Genomic DNA, 15,994 nt, shown 5'->3' with positions numbered 1-15,994 from the left:
CCGCCAGGACCGCGAGCGGCCCGCCGCCCGGCAGGCCGGGCCCGGGAACCGCCCGCTTGTGCCGGTGCTGCCATCCACGGCGACCACGCACACGCACCGTGGCCGACAGCGCTGCCGGAAGGGCCGCGGACCTTCTTCGTCGCCGCCCCCGCCCGACACTCCGCCGACCTGCCGCTCGGCTGGTGTCCGTGAGTGGGGTACCTGTTGGGCCGCCCGGCTACCTGGAGCGGGAGGGGCCTGACGGACGGCAGGCAGGGCTGGGGAACCGCCCTGGTCCCCCGTCGCCGCCCTCCACGCGACTAAGCACACCCCGTGACAGCGTTAGCGCTGCAGGCGAGGAGCACCGATCCTTCTCATCGGTGCTCCTCGCCTGCACCTTGAGCCCCTATGACATGGCAGCCCGATAGGAAAGGTGCCCCAGGCCGCTACGGGGTGCCCGGGCGTGCGTCCGGGCGTACTTCCGGGGCCGCCGTCCCCTCCTCGCCCGTGCCGATCGTCCGTACCCCGGTGGCCTCCACCTCCACCGTTCCGCCGCCGCCTCGGGCCGCGCGACGGTAGCGGCGGCGCAGTGCCCCCGACACCTGCACCAGGTCGCCGATCCGCCAGCCCCGGACCGCCTCCCGGATGTCCGGGCGGAAGCTCACGCAGGTGAACGGGTCGGCCTGGGGGCCGCGGCGGAGGTCCGACGGGGGCCGCGCCACCGAGATGCGCCAGCTGACCAGGTGCTCGCCGCTCGGCAGCTCGCGCACCGACGGCTCGGCGGTGACGCGCCCCGCCAGCACCACCTCGTTGCGGTGGGCCGGGGCGCGGCGGGCGGGCGGGGTGTTCACCGCCGCTCGGGCGGTCGCGGCGGACGGCACGGACGGAATCCGGGGCATATGCGCCTCCCGACGATGGGGCCCCAATGGGACCGCTCGGTTGTCGGAACCAGGATGCGGCCCGGGCACCGCCCCCGTCAGCGCCGATCGCGCGCCTGTGGACACGGACGCGCAGACCCCGGTGGGGTCCGGCCTGGGTCCCGTGAACTAGATTCGGGTCCGACTTCGCAGAAGGGAGTGCAGCGGTGGACGCGAGCGAGGGCATCACCGCCCTGGGTGAAGAGGTCTTCGCCATCGACACGATGATGGCCGGGTACCCGGGGATCACCTCCAGCTACCTCATCCGCACCGAGCGGCCGTGCGTGGTGGAGGTCGGCACCGCCGGGTCCGCCGAGGTGCTCCGCGACCGGATGGGCGCGCTCGGCATCGGCCCCGACGACCTGGCCACCATCGTGGTCACCCACATCCACCTGGACCACGCCGGCGGCGTGGGCGACATCGCCCGCATGTTCCCGCGCGCCGAGATCGTGGTGCACGAGCGCGGCGCCCGCCACCTGGCCGACCCCGCCCGGCTCATGCGCTCGGCGCGGATGGTCTGGGGCGACCGGCTGGACACCCTGTTCGGGGAGATGAGCCCCTCCGACGCCGCCCGCATCCGCTCCGTCGGCACCACCGGCGAGGTGGAGCTGGGCGCCGGGCGCAAGCTGGTCGCGCACTACTCCCCCGGGCACGCCAAGCACCACGTCGGCCTCGCCGACACCGCCACCGGCGACCTGTACACCGGTGACGCCCTCGGGGTGTACAACCCCTACACCGGCGACGTGCGCCCGGCCACCCCGCCGCCGGACTTCGACTTCGCGGCGGCGCAGCGCTCCCTGGACCTGTTCTCCGACATCGGCGCCCGCCGCCTGATGTTCTCCCACTTCGGCGCGGTCGAAGAGGTCGAGGGCACCCTGGAGCGGGCCCGGGAGGAGCTGCACGCGTGGGTGGAGGAGGTGCGCCAGGCACGCGCCACGGCCGGGGACCTGGACCACGCGGTGGCCATGGTCCGCGACGCCGTGCAGAAGCGCTACCGCCCGCTGCCCGACGACGCCCCCGCCGAGTCGGCCGAGGTGATGGACATCCTCAGCGGGGTGGAGGGCAACACCAGCGGGATCTGGCACTGGCTGGACCGCCTGGAGGAGGAGCAGAAGGAGCACCGGGACGGCGCCGACGGGCAGGCGCGGTAGCCCGACTCCGAGGCCCCTGGCCCCGTTCGCCGCATCCGTGCCCCGGCCCGCCGCACACCGGCCGGCCGGGGCCCACGGGGCAGCGGCCGACAGGGGCGCGGAGGCGGTGCGCCGAAGCGCGCACGGTCACGGCGCGCCCGGGAGCCCCAGTTCCCGCAGAAGGTGGGCATAGATGCCGTCGTCCCAGGACAGCGCATCCGGCAGGGTGTCGAAGGTGCGCACCTCGACGGTCTCGAAATCGCCGCTGAGCGGGCGGAACGCGCGCACCTCGGCGCAGGTGACCACGGTGGTGTGCCCGCCGGCGAGAACGTAGTGCCCGGCCGTGCGGACCTCGCCCAGCTCCGCTCCCGCCTCCTCGCGGGCCTCGCGGCGCGCGGTCGCCTCCGGGTCCTCCCCCGGTTCGGCGTGGCCGCCCGGGAACTCCCAGGCGCGGTCGCGGTGCCGCACCAGGACGGGGCGGCCGCGGTCGAACAGCAGGCAGACCACCGAGTCGTGGCGGTCGGGAAGGGCGCCGACGCGTACCACCGCGCCGCCGAGATCGCGTGCGGGCACGGCGGCTATCCTACCCTGCGGCGCCGGACCGGCGCCGGGACGCCGTTGCCCTGGATCCGTGACAGAACGTGAAAGGCTGTCATCGACATCTCACGGAGAGAGGGAACCTGCTGGTCAGGAGGGTATGAACGATCTCCGTCACAGACGGTGATTTGTATACAGTCCGGTGCATAAGGCAGTGTTAAGAAAGCGCAGTGCCCAGCTGCGCACTGGTGTGCCGGGAAGTCTGGTCGGCGACGAACGCAATCCCCAAGGACGACTCGGGAGAACCGCTTATGGTGAAGAAGACCGGTGTGCACGCGCTCGCCGACGCGCTGCGATCGGACGCGGTCGGAGGATTCCTGCTCATCGGAGCGGCCGTCGTCGCCCTCATCTGGGCCAATTCCCCCTTCTCCGGGGCCTATGAGGCCATCCGCGACTTCACCATCGGACCGCACGCCCCGCTCCACCTGGACCTGACCGTCGGCACCTGGGCCGCCGACGGCCTGCTGGCCGTCTTCTTCTTCATCGTCGGCGCCGAGCTCAAGCAGGAGTTCGTCCACGGCGAGCTGCGCAACCCGCGCCGCGCCATGCTGCCCATCGCCGCCGCCATCGGCGGCATGATCGTCCCGGCGCTCATCTTCGCCGGGATGAACATGGCCCGCCCCGAGGACATCGGCGGCTGGGGCATCCCGATGGCCACCGACATCGCCTTCGCGCTGGCCATCCTGGCGATCATCGGCAAGTCGCTGCCCCCGGCCCTGCGGACCTTCCTGCTGACCCTGGCGATCGTCGACGACCTGGGCGCCATCACCGTCATCGCGATCTTCTACACCGACGACCTGAAGTTCACCTACCTGTTCGCCGCCCTGGCGCTGCTGGTGGTCTTCGGGTTCCTGCAGCAGGGCCGCGGCATCGCGGCGGCGCTCAACCGCTCGGCCGTGCCCAACTGGGTCGTCTACGTCCCGCTGGCGTTCCTCATCTGGGCGTTCATGCACGAGAGCGGCGTGCACGCCACCATCGCCGGTGTGGCCATGGGCATGCTGATGCGCACCCGCATCCGCGGCGGCGAGCACGAGTCGCCCCTGCACCGCGTGGAGCACATGCTGCGCCCCTGGTCCATGGGGCTGGCGCTGCCCATCTTCGCCCTGTTCTCCGCCGGCGTCATCTTCTCCGGCATCGGCTCGATGTTCACCGACACCGTCGCCCTGGGCGTCATCGTGGGCCTCGTGCTCGGCAAGCTGATCGGCATCCTCGGCGGGGCCTGGCTGACCACCAAGCTCACCACCGCCGAGCTCAACCCGACGCTGCAGTGGATCGACATCGCGGGCATGTCCCAGCTCGCCGGAATCGGCTTCACCGTGTCGCTGCTCATCAGCGAACTGGCCTACGAGCCGGGGCTCACCCTGGACCACGCCAAGGGCGGCGTGCTCATCGCCTCGCTGCTGGCGACGCTGCTGGCCTCGGTGGTGCTCACGCGCCGCAGCGCCTACTACCGCAAGCACGGCATCCCCACGGAGGAGACGGCCGAGCAGAGCTGACCGCCGCGCCCGGGAGGCCGGGCGGCGTGCACAGAGAGCGTGAGCGGGGCGACCGGGCCGAGGGGGCCGGTCGCCCCGCCGTTGCGGGGCTGCGGGGCTTCGTGGGCCCGACTCGAACCCGGGCCCCAGCACCGGGCGGACGCCGCTCCGGAGAGCACGGACGGTGACCGGCCTCCGCCCCGGCCGAGCCTCCGGGACGGGACATACGGAAAGGAGGGGCGCCCGCTGTGCTGGGGGCCGCCCCTCCTCGTCCGATCGCCGCGTCGGCGACCCCTACAGCCCCGGCCCCGGCATACCGGCGCCGGAGGCGTGCGTCTCAGGCCTCGCGGCCGTCCCGGTCCTCCGGGCCGTCCACGGCCTCGGGGTCCTCGGCGTCCGCCCAGATGACGCCGTCGTCGACCGCGACCAGCTCGATGCCCTCCAGCTCGGCCAGGCGCTCATCGGCGTCGGTCTGGCCCTCCCGGTCCACGGCCGAGGCGCGCGCGAAGTACTCCCGCGCGTCCTTCTCCCGCCCCAGCTCCTCCAGGACGTCGGCGTAGGCGTAGAACAGGCGCGCGGCCCACGGGCGTGCCCGGCGCTCCTTGAGCTCGGGCACCTGCAGCTCCACCAGGGCCGCCTCGGGCCGCCCCATGTCCCGGCGGGCCCCGGAGGCGACGATGCGCAGCTCGACGCGGGCGTCCGTGTCCAGCTCCCCGGCCTCCGGCGAGCGGGCCAGCTCCAGCGCGCGCTCCGGGCGGCCCAGGCCGCGCTCGCAGTCGGCCATCACCGCCAGGTACGCCGAGCTGCCGTTGATGCGCCGCGCCGCACGCAGGTCGGACAGGGCCTCCTGCCACTTGCCCACGTTGTAGGCGGCCACGCCCGCGGCCTCGCGCACGGCCGCGACACGGGAGGCGCGGCGGCGGGCGTAGGAGGCGTGCGCATAGGCGGCGTCGGGGTCCTCGTCGAGGAGGCGCCCGGCGGCGGCCAGGTGGCGGCCGACGACCTGCGCCAGGGAGCGCGGCAGGGTCGCCAGCTCGCGGCGGACGTCTCCGGACAGCTCACGGTCGCTGACGTCCTCGGGCAGGGACGGGGCCTTCTCCCTCTCCTCGCGCCGGGCGTCGTCGGCCTCGGTGCGGTGGCGGTCCCGCCGCTCACCGCGTGGGCCGCCGCGCTCGCCGCCGCGCTCACTCCCGGGCCGACCTCCGCCGCGGCCGCCCTCGAAGCGGCGCCCGCCGCCCCGCGGACCTCCGCCGCGGCCGCCGCCTCCTCCACGGGGACCACCGCCGCGCGGACCGCCGCCGCGGGGGCCGCCGGACCCGGGCCGGCCGCCGCCTCGCCCGCGGCCGCCCGACCCGCCGGAGCGGCCTCCCTGGTCACGAGCTCCGGAGCCGTCGCGGCCCCCCGATCGGCTGTCGTCAGTCATGTCCCGTTCCGTAAGCAGTCAAAAGCGCCGCCGCGTTCCGCGACAGCGCAAAGAGATTCCCAGATCACCCACTTTACGTCATCGGCCGGGCTTACGCGCCTCGATCAGGGTGCGCGAGGCGTGCGCCACGGACGAACGCCGCCCGCCGGCACATCGCCCCCGCAGGTCTGCAGGTCGGGCGCGGCGAAGGTCCACGTTGGCCGCTCCCTGGTGGCGCGCCCGTCCCGTCCGGAGAGGTCCCACCCGTCGACGGGCGCGGACGCGCCCCCCACCGGTTCCCCGAAAGGACGCCCGGTGCCGATCGTTCCCGCGGATTCGGCCGTGTGTGCGATGAGTTCCGCGCTCCCCGCAGGTCATTACCCCGACGGCTCCCCGCGAGCGACACCTCGACAGGAAGCAGGGACCACCCATGGCAGAACACCTCGACCTCGAACCCGCGGCCCGGCGCCTGGCCGAGCTGGCCGCCGACACCCCTGACGCGCGGCTGAGCGACCCCACGCCGTGCACCGGGATGGACGTCGCGGGCCTGTTGGACCACGTGCTGATGCTCTCCGAGGCGTTCCGCCGGGCAGCGGTGAAGGCCAACTCGGTCGACGACGGCCCACCGCCGATGGGCGACGGGGGCAACCTGCCCGCGGACTGGCGGGAAGAGCTGGCGCGCCGCCTGGACGCCCTGGCCGAGGCCTGGCGCGCGCCCGAGGCCTGGGAGGGCGAGACGGCCGCCGGCGGCGTGGCCCTGACGGGCGGGGAGGCAGGGGCCGTGGCCCTGAACGAGCTGGTCCTGCACGGGTGGGACCTGGCCCGCGCGACGGGCCGGGACTACGCGTGCCAGGAGTGGGAGGCCCAGGTCAGCTACGACTTCGCGGCGAGCGTGCCGGACGTCCCCGAGGCGCGGGCGGGCCTGTTCGGCCCCGTCGTCGCCGTCCCGGACGACGCCCCGCTGTTCGACCGGGCGCTGGGCTACAGCGGGCGGGACCCGGGCTGGTCGGCCTGACCCAGCACCGCCGCGAGGATCCCCCGCACCTCCTCGGGCTCCGGCGCGGCGCCCTCCCGGTCCGCGAACCGCAGGTGCGCCGCGCCGACGAGCGCCGGGGCGAGCATGCCCGGGTCCGCGCCGGAGGGCACCCGTCCCAGCTCCTGCTCGGCGGCCAGGTAGGCGGCGATCATCTCCGTGGCCTCCGCCAGGACCGGGATGCCCGGGCGCCCCGGCCCGCGCAGGTCGCGCAGCCGGGCGCGCACCCCGTCCCGGAAGGTGACCAGCGGGACCACCGCCGCCGCGACCGAACCGAACAGGTCGGCGAGCTCGTCGGCCAGGTTGCCCGCGACCGTCCCCGTCCCGGCGGCGCCGAGCAGGGCCGCGGTCCGCGCCTCGACCCGCGCGGCGCGGTCCTGGACGAGTTCGGCGAGGAAGCCGTCGAAATCGGTGAAGTGGCGGTGCAGGACCCCTTTCGCGCACCCGGCCTCGTCGGTCACGACGCGGCTGGTCAGGGCCTGCGGCCCGTCCCGCACGAGGATGCGCTCGGCGGCCGCGAAGAGGCGGTCGCGGACGTCGTGGATGTGCACTCCGGTGGGCATCGCTCCCGACCTCTCCTTAGAGCCCGCGCGGACAGGCGGGCGGTCCGTAGGGGCCCAGCCCCGCCGACTCCGCCGCCGAGCGCCGCCCCCGCGTCGTTGATCTCGGGGAATACGCCCCTAAGAGCGGCTCGGAAGCGTCGTTTCTCCCGAGATCAACGCCGAGCACAGCCGCCTGTCCGTGCGCCTTCTTACGCCGCCGCACGGTCCCGCTCCCGGCCGATCCTTCCAGAGTGGGCATGCGCCCACTATAGTGGGCGCATGCCCACTCATTCCCATGGCACCGCTCCCCACCAGCACCGCCGGACCGCCGAGTCGTTCGGCGTCGACCCCGAACGCTACGACCGCACCCGCCGCCGGTACCCCCGGGCGCTGATCGACCGCATCGCCGCGGCGAGCCCCGGCCCACGCGTCCTCGACGCCGGCTGCGGCACCGGCATCGCGGCCCGGCAGTTCCGCGACGTGGGCCGGGAGGTCCTCGGGGTCGAACCCGACGCACGCATGGCCGAATTCGCCCGGAGCACGGGAATCGACGTCGAGACGGCCCGCTTCGAGGACTGGGACCCCGCCGGTCGGACGTTCGACGCCCTGGTCTCCGGCCAGGCCTGGCACTGGATCGACCCGGTGGAGGGGGCCGTCAGGGCCGCTCGGGCCCTGCGCGGCGGGGGCGTGCTCTCGGTGTTCTGGCACGCCGTCCACCCGCCCTCCGCGGTCACGGAAGCCTTCGCCGACGCCTTCGAACGAGCGGTCCCCGACGCGCCCTTCGACGTACGCGCGCTGGACAAGGGCAGCGCCGGATACGACACCTTCCTGGCCCCCGCCGAGGAGGGAATGGAGGCGGCCGGAGCGTTCAGCGCCCCCGAACGGTGGCGGTTCGATTGGGAATGCCCCTACACCCGCGACGAATGGCTCGACCAGCTCCCGACGCACGGTGCGCTCACCCGCCTCCCGGCCGAGACGAGGGAAGGCATCCTCCGCAGGGTCGGCGACGCCATCGATGCCCTGGGCGGCGAATTCACCGTCCGGTACAGCACGGTGGCGACGACCGCCAGGGCCGTCGCGGCGCCCGGCGCGCCCCACGGCGCACCGGCCGATCCGCCCCTGTCCGCGTAACGGGTGCGCACGCCGCCCGCATTTGCGGGGGTCCTCGACCGCGGGCGCGCGGCCGAGGACCCCCGTCCGGCGTGCGCGTTCGTCCGGCTCCCGAGCGGCGGGCGCCGGTTCCGGCGTTCCGTGACCGGCAGCGGCGGGCCGTGCCCTCGCGCCCGCGTGCCCTCTGGAGTGGTGGAGCCCTCATCCGGCCAGGTCGGCGCGGCCGGTACGGCTCAGGGGCGGACCGGTCCGCCTTCAGGGCCCTGACCGGCGCCCCGCAGGGCGGACAGGCGGACGGATGGACGGGCGGCTGGACAGACGGGGCCCAGATCACGGAACGCCTCGGGCGATGGCGTGCCGCCGCCCTGCCCCGGGTCGGTCCCCCGACGATGCCTCGCGCACCGAACAGCCCACACCGGCGGGGAGGCCACCGGCGGCACCGCTCCGCTCCCCACCGCGGGGCCCCTATGCCCTTGGGCATAGCGCGGTCCCGACCCCGTGACGATGTGCCGCCCCCGGTCGACTGCCTAACTTCGTTCGCATCAGCGACGCGAACGGCGTCGACGCGTACGGCCGGGGAGGCGCCCTCTTGCTCACGGTACGAGAACTCACCAAGCGCTACGGCGGAACCACCGCCGTCGACGACCTCACCTTCGACGTCCGGCCCGGCCACGTGACCGGCTTCCTCGGCCCCAACGGCGCAGGCAAATCGACGACCATCCGCCTGCTGCTGGGGCTGGACCGGCCGACCTCCGGCCGCGCCCTGGTGAACGGCCGCCGGTACACCGACCTGACCCGCCCCGAACGGGAGGTCGGGGCGCTGCTCGACGGAGGGGCGGCGCACCCCGGGCGCAGCGCCCGCGCCCACCTGCTGGCCCTCGCACGCGCGACCGGTCTGCCGCGCCGCCGCGTGGACGAGGTCCTCGGAACGGTCGGACTCACCGACGTCGCCGGCCGGCGGGTGGGCGGCTACTCCCTGGGGATGCGGCAGCGCCTGGGGATCGCCGCGGCGCTGCTCGGCGACCCCGGGTGCCTCGTCTTCGACGAGCCGGTCAACGGCCTCGACATCGACGGGGTGCGCTGGGTCCGCAGGCTGATGCGGGACCTGGCCGACGAGGGGCGCACCGTCTTCGTCTCCAGCCACCTGATGACCGAGATGCAGCAGGTGGCCGACCGGCTGGTGGTGGTCGGGGGCGGCCGCCTGGTCGCCGAGGCGCCCATGGCGGAGCTGATCGAGGCCTGGTCCCATGCCCGGACCGTCGTCCGGACCCCAGACCCGGCCGCTCTCGCGGCTCGGCTGCGCGACCGGGACGCTCCCGGGCGCCGGGTCGACGTGGAGCAGGGGCCGAGCGGGGAACTGCGGATCCGGGGTGCCGGACCCGAGGAGGTCGGCGACGCCGCGCACCTGGCAGGTGCGCGTGTGCACGCCCTGTACCGCGAAGAGGCGTCGCTGGAGGAGGCGTACCTCGAACTGACCGAGGGCACGGTGCGCCACGCCGCCTCCGGGAGCGGGGTGTCGCAGAGCGCGGACGCCGCCCCCGGCAGGGACGGCGGGGACGGCGGAGAGAACGGCGACGCGCGGCGCGGTGGGGGCCGGGGCGGGGAACGCCATGACGGCCGCCGCGACGGGGCGGAGAAGGACACGGTGGAGAACGACGCGGTGGAGGAGTACCGGTGAACCCGACGACGACCACGGACACGGACGCGCGCACGCCGACCGGCGCAGGCCCGGCCGACGGGCGGAGCGGGGGCCGGGGCGGGGAACGCCGCGGGGGCCGGGGCGCGGCCCCGGGTGGCGGCATCGGCCGCACCGCCGGACGTGAGGCGGAGAACGACGCGGTGAACCACGGCGCAGTGGAGGAGTACCGGTGAACCCGACGACGACCACGGACACGGACACGCGCACGCCGACCGGCGCAGGCCCGGGCGCAGCTTACGGGGAGGAGCGCCCCTCGGCACTGCGCTCGCTCGGCCGGGCCGTGGCCATGGAGTGGACGAAGGCCTCCTCCCTGCGCACCACATGGTGGTGCGTGGGCCTGGCGCTGGTCGCGATGGCGGTGTTCGCCGGCCTGATGGGCGTGACGAAGGCCCAGGAGGTCACCGACAACCCCGATGCCGCGGGCGGCATCTCCTACATCACGCTCGTCTCGCAGGGCGTGTTCTACCTGGTCCAGTTCGCGGTGGTCACCCTCGCCGCGCTCACCGCGACCGGCGAGTTCTCCGGCCGCGGCGCCTCGTCCACCCTGCTGGCCGTCCCCCGGCGCGGACGGGTCCTGGCGGCGCGCTCCCTCGTCGCCGCCGGATTCGGGTTCGCCATCGGGGCGGCGACCACGGCCCTGGGCGTCGGGGTGCTGCGCCTGGTGATCGGCGACCTCGCCCCCGTGGACGCGGGCGCCGCGGTCCGCACGGTCCTGGCCTCCGGGGTGTGCATGGCGCTGTTCGCGGTGCTGTTCACCGGGGTCGGCACCGCCCTCCGCAGTACCGCCGGGACGATCGCGATCGGCTTCCTGCTCCTGCTGGGCCTGCCCATGGTGATGCAGCTGAGCGGGCTGCAGGTGGTCAACGACCTCTCCGCGGTCCTCCCCGGCCCCGCCGGGATCGAGTTCTACGCCTTCGGCGACGTCGGCCTGTACACCGCCCCTGTCGACGGCCCGGTCAACCTGGCCACCGTTCTGGGCTGGACCGCGGCCGCCGTGATCGTCGGGGCCGCGGAGTTCCGCCTGCGCGACGCCTGACGGAGGCGCGTACCGGCCGCGAAGGGCCGCGCCCCGGACGAAGCGGTCCGGGGCGCGGCCGTGTCCGGGCTCAGGCCGGAGGATCGATCAGCTCGGCGTCGGGGTGCTCCGGCGAGGGGCCGTCCAGCAGCGCCTGTTCCTCGCCCCGCAGGTACTCGTCGAAGAACGCGGTGAGGTAGGCGCGCTGCGCCGCCACGCTGCGCTCGGGGTCGATGGTTCCGATGGAGGCCTCCACCGTCCGCTCCCAGGCCGGCCCCGACGGGTCGGCCTCCTCTTCGAGCTGCCGCAGGTACCACTGGGTGTCGATGAAGCTCATGTGCTCCCCCTCCTCCAGGTACACCTCCACGGTGGGGCCGGTCGAGGCGGCGCGGAACATCCCCCAATCGGGCGACTCGCGGCTGGTGTGCGGGTACCCGCCCGAGCTCCATCCCCCGCCCATGATCATGAACGGACGGGACGAACCGAGGGTGTTGGACCGGCCCCACACCTCGTCAGGGACGTGGTAGCCGATGCTGCCGTCCAGGTCGACGCCCGCGTCGATGCGGTCCTCCACCACCATCAGCTCGGCCGCGGTGAACCCGCCCGCGGAGTGGCCGAACATGCCGACCGAGGACAGGTCCATCGCCCCGACCAGGCCCTGGGGCACCTCCCCCGCGCCGTCGTCGCCCTCCACCACCCTCCCGAGGGCCGAGGCGCCCGCCCCGTCGGCCGCCCGCTCCAGCGTGTCCAGGACGAACCGCACGTCGTCCTGGCGCACGCCGATCGTCTCCCGGTACATCTCCGTCGCGCCCATCTCCTCGGGGACGGCCGACCGGACGACCCTGCCGTCCGCCAGCTCCACGGCGATGGACTCGTACGGGTGGTCCATCGCCACCACCACGTACCCCTGCGAGGCCAGCTCCTCCAACTGCGCGGTGGCCTGGTAGCGCGTCTGGTTGAACCCGTGCGAGTACACCAGGACCGGGAGGGACCCGGCCTCCGCGTCGGCGGCGACGTCGGCGCCGAGCCGTGCGTTCGTGCGCGACCCGTCGACGTCCACCGCGTCGCGCGACAGGCCCACCTTCTCCACCTGGGAGAGCAGGTAGTCGGCCACGGCGCCGGAGGCGTACGGCGCCCGCGGAGCGCCGCCGCCCTGCCGGGCCGGGTACCAGACGGAGAGCATGATCTCTCGCCGCTCGGATCCTTCCACCCACGGATGGCCCCGGCCCTCGTCGACCAGTTCGAGGTCCACGCGCCCGACGGCGTGGTCCCCGGTCGGCTCGGGCGGGCGCAGGACCACGGGTTCTTGCGCGGTGACCGCCGCGACCGCCGATGGGACGCCGCACGCCACCGCGAGCACCACCGCCGCGGCCCCGTGGTTCAGCGCGCGGCGGGTCCCTGCGGTGAGGCCGCGTTCGATTGTTCCGTCCTTTTTCGCCATGCGACCGATCATCACGGCGCGGCCGTCCCGAAGGCATCGGCTCACGGGCGGAACCGCGCTATCCCCATCGGCATAGTCGTCCTGGTGCGTGGAGCGGGCAGTGCCGAGCCGTCACCCCGCGGCCGGGGGCGCGTCGTCTCCGGGGAAGGCGCCGCCGGGGACGAGGCCCGCCTCATAGGCGAGGATCGCGGCCTGGACCCGGTTGCGGACGCCCAGCCGGGAGAGGAGGGCGCCGACGTGCACCTTGACCGTGCCCGGCACGATCCCGAGGCGGCCGGCGATCTCCTCGTTCGACAGCCCCTCCGCCAGGTGGGCGAGCACCTCGCGCTCGCGCGCCGAGAGGCGCGCGGTCCGCTCCCGGGCGGCCGCACCGCGCGACATCCGGCCGCCCGTCCCCGTCGCACCGAGCTCGGTGATCACCCGCCGCGCCACCTCCGGCGACAGGTAGGCGCCCCCGTCGACCACGGCGCGCAGCCCGGACAGCAGCTCCCGCGGGTCTCCGGTCTTGAGCACGAACCCTCCGGCGCCGCAGCTCAGGGCGCGGGCGATGTAGGCGTCCTCGGAGAAGGTGGTCAGGATGACGACGGCGGTCCCGGGGACCCCGGCCGTGATGGCCTCGGCCGCCTCCAGGCCGTCCGTCCCCGGCATCTGGACGTCCAGGAGTGCGACGTCGGGACGGTGCTCGCGCACCAGGGCGACGGCCTCGGCCCCGTCGGCGGCCTCCCCGACGACCTCGATGCCGGGGTCCGCGCCCAGGATCGCGCGCAGCCCGGCGCGCACCATGCGCTCATCGTCGGCGAGCACGACACGGATCGTGTCGGCCGCCCCGCCCGCGCCCTCCGTCGTCGGTCGAACCACCGGGCCAGCCTACTGGGGCCGGCCCGACGGGGCCCTGCAGGCGGGGGCCGCGCCTGCGGGGATCACTCCTGCCGATGGACCACGTCCTTGGCCGCCAGGCGCCCGTCGGCGAAGCACAGCCGGTAGAGGGGAGGAAGCCCGTTCTCGTACTCGACCAGGTAGTACCGGCACTGGGCCCCGGGCGGTGCGGGAGGGCCGTCGGCCCGCTCGTCCGGAGGGTAGGTGAAGACCGGGAGGTCCGCTTCGACGGCCGCCTGGTCGTCGCCGACGCGCATGCTCTCGTAGTCGGAGCGCGGGAGCACGGTGTTCACGCCGACGAACCAGAGTGCGCCGAACGCCATGGAGGTGATGCCTGCGGCCAGGGCCGTCGGCACCACCACGGCGGTCACAAGCCAGCGCCGGACCCCCTCACGCGCGTGGCGCCTCCGGGACGCCGTCTCCGTCTCCGTTCCGGCGCGCCCTGCCCGCTCCGCGCGAACTCCAGGCGCGGGTTCCGGTGCCGTCGTCTCGGCGGTCGCGGCGGCCTCGGTGGTGGCGTCAGGGAGGGCATCGGGGATGCGGGCGGAGACGGTGAAGCCGCCCTCGTCGTTCCGCCCCGCCGAGAAGGCTCCGCCCGCCGACTCGACGAGGCCGCGCAGTTCGGCCAGACCGGAACCGTTGCCCCTGGTCCTGCCGCCAGTGCCACCGACCGCACCACCGGTGTCGGTGATGCGGACCGACGTGGCCCCGTCCTCCCGCAGGAGCCGCACCGCCACCCGCGAGCCCGGCGCGTGCCGGGCCGCGTTGGTCAGTGCCTCTTGAACGACGAGGTGAGCGACATGGCCGGAGGGGCCTGTGGGGACGAGGGCCGTTCCCTCTCTGACGAGGGTCACCTCCATCCCCGCACCGACCGCACGATCCACCGCGGCGGCGACGGCCTCATCACCCGGCACCTCCAGCGACCGCCCGCCTTCGGGCTCGGACGTCCCGGCCCCGGGAGGTGTCGGCGCGTCGGCCATGGTCCCGGTTTCGGAGGCACGGCTTCCAGGGGCCCCGGTCTCGGCACGGAGCACCCCGATGATCTCCCGCAGCCTCAGATTGGCTTCGTGGGCGGCAACACGCAGCTCGGATGCCGCCTCGCGGGCGCGGTCGCCGTCGACCGTCATCTCCAGCGCAGCCGCACGGACGCCGATCAGGGCGAGGTCGTTGCCCAGGGCCCCGTGCATGTCGGTGGCGATACGCGACCGCTCCCGCAGCCGGGCCCGCTCCGCATCGACATCGCGGGCGAGCTCCATCCGCTCGGCGATCTCCCAGCCCGCCGTGCGCAGATCATCGACGCGCCGCCAGTAGCGCCCCAGCAGCCACGGAGCCACGACGGCGCCGACCAGCGCGAGCAGGCCCGACGCCCAGTCGGTGACCCCGGTCAGCGCCTCCCGCAGGTCACCGGAGCGGATCCAGGTGAGCGCGTTGAAAAGCAGCATCACCAGAGCGAACGTCACCGTCAGGGTGACCACAGGCGCGGTGCGCTCGGACCGGCGGCCGGCGAGGAAGGCCAGGACCGGAGCGGGCAGCACGTAGGCCAGCGCGAACACGTCGACCACGCCGACGGTCGTGGCCATGGCCTGGGCCAGTGGGGGGAGGCAGGCCGCCCCCAGAGCGGTGACAGGGAATCTCCGCCTCAGCGCGAACGCGGCCCCGAACGCCAGGGCCGCCGTGAGCGTTTCGGCGAGCGCCATGGACCGGTCACGGAGCCCGAACACCTCCGCCGCGAGGAGCCCGACGAGGACCGCCCACAGCAGGGCATCGGTACCGTGACCGGAATACTTCTCCGCCCACACGGGGAACCGGGAGAGGGAGGTGCCCCGGATCGGCTCTCGCCCGCTCATCGCGACCACTCACCCCCAGTCGCAGGAGTATCCGTAGTGGCGTACCCCGGCGGGATGGCCGACAGGGAGCGGCTCGCCGTCCAGCGGCGGGATCACGATGGAGTCCCATCGGACTCCGGTCGCGGTGAGGTGTTCGTCGAGGCGGATGGAGCGGTCGATGCGACCGCCCGAGTACAGGAACAGAGTCAGGTCGACGCCGTACGGGGGTTCTCCCACCTCTTCCAGCACCGGAGCCACAAGCCAGGAACAGGCCCAGCGCAGCTCATCCGGATCAACGGTCACAACGTTCTCTGAGTGGGTGAACGAGCCCGAGCCCATTTCGAGCGAGAGCTCGTAGTAGGAGTAGGCGGGATCGTCGGGCACGTCATCGTCGTCGGCCCAGGCTGCCAGCGCCGCGATTCCAGCGTGGGCGGTCGGATCGTCAGGGACGGACTGCAGCACCGTCGTGTAGAGCGAATGTGCCTCGTCCCTCCGACGGGCGAGGGAGCGCTCGTCCTCTCCGTGCTCCTCCGCGCGGTCTTCATCGATCTTCCAATAATTGATCTGTTGAACGAGCCGCCCGGCGAGCAGAACGGCGGCGATGTGATCATCGGGACGGGCCCTGAGTGCCGTACGCAGCCACTGTTCTTCTGGCCATGTGAGGACGAAGTCGGGATCCATGAGGCGCTCCAGGGAATCGCTCCTGAGCATGGACAGCAAGCGTCCCAGTTCACGCGCGGATTCGGGGTCGTCGGCGGTGGCCGCGGCACGCAGCTGCTTGATGGTCCCGTCTGTGATCACCATGGCATGCGAGGCTAGCAGAGCCACAGAAAAACGTATTCACAAGTTCACAAGCCCGGGCACGAAAAAAGGGGCGGGGCCCAAAAGGACCCCGCCCCTCGAAGAAAATGCGGCGGCAACCTACTCTCCCACCCCACACCATGGAGGCAGT

Annotated in this window: 15 protein-coding genes; 7 read left to right on the top strand and 8 right to left on the bottom strand. The window is 74.0% G+C overall.

Annotation, left to right across the window (positions count from 1 at the left end):
- Positions 1 to 425: 425 nt before the first annotated feature.
- A complete protein-coding gene (locus O4J56_RS29535; RefSeq protein ID WP_270690352.1) occupies positions 426 to 878 on the bottom strand; it encodes a single-stranded DNA-binding protein in 453 nt (150 codons plus the stop codon).
- A 185-nt stretch (positions 879 to 1,063) separates the two neighbouring features.
- Here O4J56_RS29535 and O4J56_RS29530 point away from each other — a divergent pair, with 185 nt between their 5' ends.
- Positions 1,064 to 2,047, top strand: coding sequence for an MBL fold metallo-hydrolase (locus O4J56_RS29530; RefSeq protein WP_270690350.1), 984 nt, complete (start codon positions 1,064 to 1,066; stop codon positions 2,045 to 2,047).
- Between the two features lie 126 nt (positions 2,048 to 2,173).
- Here O4J56_RS29530 and O4J56_RS29525 read toward each other — a convergent pair whose 3' ends face one another.
- Positions 2,174 to 2,572 carry an NUDIX domain-containing protein gene (locus tag O4J56_RS29525; protein ID WP_270690353.1) on the bottom strand — a complete coding sequence of 133 codons (399 nt, stop codon included), beginning with the start codon at positions 2,570 to 2,572 and terminating at the stop codon, positions 2,174 to 2,176.
- Between the two features lie 302 nt (positions 2,573 to 2,874).
- Between O4J56_RS29525 and nhaA the strand changes: the two genes are divergently transcribed.
- Positions 2,875 to 4,119, top strand: a complete 1,245-nt coding sequence (gene nhaA / locus O4J56_RS29520; RefSeq protein WP_270690349.1) for a Na+/H+ antiporter NhaA — start codon at positions 2,875 to 2,877, stop codon at positions 4,117 to 4,119.
- Positions 4,120 to 4,435: 316 nt separating this feature from the next.
- Here nhaA and O4J56_RS29515 read toward each other — a convergent pair whose 3' ends face one another.
- Positions 4,436 to 5,521 (bottom strand): tetratricopeptide repeat protein, encoded by a 1,086-nt coding sequence (locus O4J56_RS29515; RefSeq protein WP_270690348.1) that lies wholly within the window; start codon positions 5,519 to 5,521, stop codon positions 4,436 to 4,438.
- Positions 5,522 to 5,930: 409 nt separating this feature from the next.
- On the opposite strand from O4J56_RS29515, the gene O4J56_RS29510 reads away from it, so the two are divergent.
- On the top strand, positions 5,931 to 6,515 hold the full coding sequence (locus O4J56_RS29510; RefSeq protein WP_270690347.1) for a TIGR03086 family metal-binding protein: 585 nt from the start codon (positions 5,931 to 5,933) through the stop codon (positions 6,513 to 6,515).
- On the opposite strand, the gene O4J56_RS29505 is transcribed toward O4J56_RS29510, so the two are convergent.
- Positions 6,482 to 7,096, bottom strand: a complete 615-nt coding sequence (locus O4J56_RS29505; protein ID WP_270690345.1) for a TetR/AcrR family transcriptional regulator — start codon at positions 7,094 to 7,096, stop codon at positions 6,482 to 6,484. The genes O4J56_RS29510 and O4J56_RS29505 overlap by 34 nt on opposite strands.
- 258 nt (positions 7,097 to 7,354) lie before the next feature.
- Between O4J56_RS29505 and O4J56_RS29500 the strand changes: the two genes are divergently transcribed.
- The 4 genes from O4J56_RS29500 to O4J56_RS29485 all read left to right on the top strand — a co-directional run bounded on the left by O4J56_RS29500 (position 7,355) and on the right by O4J56_RS29485 (position 10,920).
- Positions 7,355 to 8,206, top strand: a complete 852-nt coding sequence (locus tag O4J56_RS29500) for a class I SAM-dependent methyltransferase (protein ID WP_270690344.1) — start codon at positions 7,355 to 7,357, stop codon at positions 8,204 to 8,206.
- 568 nt (positions 8,207 to 8,774) lie between these two features.
- Positions 8,775 to 9,863 carry an ABC transporter ATP-binding protein gene (locus O4J56_RS29495; RefSeq protein WP_270690343.1) on the top strand — a complete coding sequence of 363 codons (1,089 nt, stop codon included), beginning with the start codon at positions 8,775 to 8,777 and terminating at the stop codon, positions 9,861 to 9,863.
- Positions 9,860 to 10,057: a hypothetical protein gene (locus O4J56_RS29490; RefSeq protein ID WP_270690342.1), complete on the top strand. Its 198-nt coding sequence runs from the start codon at positions 9,860 to 9,862 to the stop codon at positions 10,055 to 10,057. The genes O4J56_RS29495 and O4J56_RS29490 overlap by 4 nt, the downstream gene beginning before the upstream one ends.
- Positions 10,054 to 10,920, top strand: coding sequence for an ABC transporter permease (locus tag O4J56_RS29485; RefSeq protein ID WP_270690341.1), 867 nt, complete (start codon positions 10,054 to 10,056; stop codon positions 10,918 to 10,920). The genes O4J56_RS29490 and O4J56_RS29485 overlap by 4 nt, the downstream gene beginning before the upstream one ends.
- A gap of 70 nt (positions 10,921 to 10,990) precedes the next feature.
- On the opposite strand, the gene O4J56_RS29480 is transcribed toward O4J56_RS29485, so the two are convergent.
- From O4J56_RS29480 to O4J56_RS29465, 4 genes are all read right to left on the bottom strand, one after another.
- Complete coding sequence (locus O4J56_RS29480; protein ID WP_270690340.1) at positions 10,991 to 12,340, bottom strand: alpha/beta hydrolase family protein; 1,350 nt, start codon at positions 12,338 to 12,340, stop codon at positions 10,991 to 10,993.
- A gap of 111 nt (positions 12,341 to 12,451) precedes the next feature.
- Positions 12,452 to 13,198 (bottom strand): response regulator, encoded by a 747-nt coding sequence (locus O4J56_RS29475; RefSeq protein WP_270690339.1) that lies wholly within the window; start codon positions 13,196 to 13,198, stop codon positions 12,452 to 12,454.
- 62 nt (positions 13,199 to 13,260) lie between these two features.
- Entirely contained in the window at positions 13,261 to 15,063 is a 1,803-nt protein-coding gene (locus O4J56_RS29470; RefSeq protein WP_270690338.1) for a sensor histidine kinase, read from the bottom strand.
- Between the two features lie 9 nt (positions 15,064 to 15,072).
- A complete protein-coding gene (locus tag O4J56_RS29465) occupies positions 15,073 to 15,846 on the bottom strand; it encodes a hypothetical protein (RefSeq protein ID WP_270690337.1) in 774 nt (257 codons plus the stop codon).
- Positions 15,847 to 15,994: the final 148 nt, after the last annotated feature.

The sequence above is a fragment of the Nocardiopsis endophytica genome (genome assembly GCF_027706725.1).
GTDB lineage: Bacteria > Actinomycetota > Actinomycetes > Streptosporangiales > Streptosporangiaceae > Nocardiopsis_A > Nocardiopsis_A endophytica.
This window is presented reverse-complemented; position numbering and strand designations above follow the sequence as displayed.

Coding starts and splice junctions, on each gene's coding strand:
- O4J56_RS29535 (WP_270690352.1), bottom strand. CDS start 878: ATGCCCCGGATTCCGTCCGTGCCGTCCGCCGCGACCGCCCGAGCGGCG.
- nhaA (WP_270690349.1), top strand. CDS start 2,875: ATGGTGAAGAAGACCGGTGTGCACGCGCTCGCCGACGCGCTGCGATCG.
- O4J56_RS29480 (WP_270690340.1), bottom strand. CDS start 12,340: ATGGCGAAAAAGGACGGAACAATCGAACGCGGCCTCACCGCAGGGACC.
- O4J56_RS29510 (WP_270690347.1), top strand. CDS start 5,931: ATGGCAGAACACCTCGACCTCGAACCCGCGGCCCGGCGCCTGGCCGAG.
- O4J56_RS29515 (WP_270690348.1), bottom strand. CDS start 5,521: ATGACTGACGACAGCCGATCGGGGGGCCGCGACGGCTCCGGAGCTCGT.
- O4J56_RS29505 (WP_270690345.1), bottom strand. CDS start 7,096: ATGCCCACCGGAGTGCACATCCACGACGTCCGCGACCGCCTCTTCGCG.
- O4J56_RS29465 (WP_270690337.1), bottom strand. CDS start 15,846: ATGGTGATCACAGACGGGACCATCAAGCAGCTGCGTGCCGCGGCCACC.
- O4J56_RS29470 (WP_270690338.1), bottom strand. CDS start 15,063: ATGAGCGGGCGAGAGCCGATCCGGGGCACCTCCCTCTCCCGGTTCCCC.
- O4J56_RS29500 (WP_270690344.1), top strand. CDS start 7,355: ATGCCCACTCATTCCCATGGCACCGCTCCCCACCAGCACCGCCGGACC.